Source organism: Roseinatronobacter ekhonensis (genome assembly GCF_900499075.1).
GTDB lineage: Bacteria > Pseudomonadota > Alphaproteobacteria > Rhodobacterales > Rhodobacteraceae > Roseinatronobacter > Roseinatronobacter ekhonensis.
Map to the genome: position 1 here is coordinate 1 of NZ_UIHC01000179.1, position 826 is coordinate 826.

The window sequence follows — 826 nt, forward strand, 5'->3', positions numbered from 1 at the left end:
TAGAGCGCGTCCGGTTTGACCAGATTCAGGATTCCCTTACTTCATGATCCATGATTCCATGTCTTTGAGCAGATATGGAGATAACAGATGGGCAAACCACATCCACTTGCGTTGCGAGAGCGCGTTGTGGCGTTTGTACAGGAAGGCAACACGCACCGGTCGTCAGCCGCGCACTTCCGTGTTTCGATCAAGTTCGTGAACGATATGGTCAAGCTGAAGCGGGAAACCGGCAAACTTGATCCGAAGCCGCAGGGCCGCCGTGGCCATGGCAAGCTGGCCCCTGTAGCGAGTTGGGTGCGCGAGCGGATGGAAGCTGGACCTGCGACGACGCTGGACGAGCTTCGGGCAGCCTTGGAGCAGGAACACGGCATCAAGGTGCACCGTTCCTCGGTGGGCGGTTTGCTGCAACGGCTTGGTCTGTCGCACAAAAAAAGACCTGCGGGCCAGTGAACAGAAACGCCCGGATGTTGCACGCGACCGGGCGATCTGGATCAATCGTCGCCAGCCTTTCATGCGCAACCATCTGGAGCGGTTGATCTTTATCGATGAGACCAGCCTAAAGACGAACATGACAAAGACCTGCGGCTGGGCCCCAATCGGTGACCGGTTGATTGATCATGCCCCCGCCGGGCGCTGGAACACCCAGACATTCATCGCAGGTCTGCGACATGATCGGATCGATGCCACCGGTGTGATCAATGGCGCGATGGATCGGGAGATGTTCGAGCTCTATGTCAGGGGCATTTTGGCCCCGACCCTGCGCACGGGCGATGTCGTCATCCTCGACAACCTACCAGCCCACAGAAGTGCTGTGGCCCGCGACATC

Annotated in this window: 2 protein-coding genes; both read left to right on the top strand. The window is 58.4% G+C overall.

Going from position 1 to position 826, the window contains the following annotated elements:
* The first annotated feature begins 87 nt into the window (after nt 1-87).
* On the top strand, nt 88-450 hold the full coding sequence (locus tag ROE7235_RS19730; RefSeq protein WP_121097756.1) for a helix-turn-helix domain-containing protein: 363 nt from the start codon (nt 88-90) through the stop codon (nt 448-450).
* Nucleotides 451-511: 61 nt separating this feature from the next.
* The coding region (locus tag ROE7235_RS19735; protein WP_147434297.1) for a transposase at nt 512-826 on the top strand (315 nt) is incomplete at its 3' end.

What these genes read in the sequence shown, in the direction of transcription:
- ROE7235_RS19730 (WP_121097756.1), top strand. Translation starts at nt 88, where the DNA reads ATGGGCAAACCACATCCACTTGCGTTGCGAGAGCGCGTTGTGGCGTTT.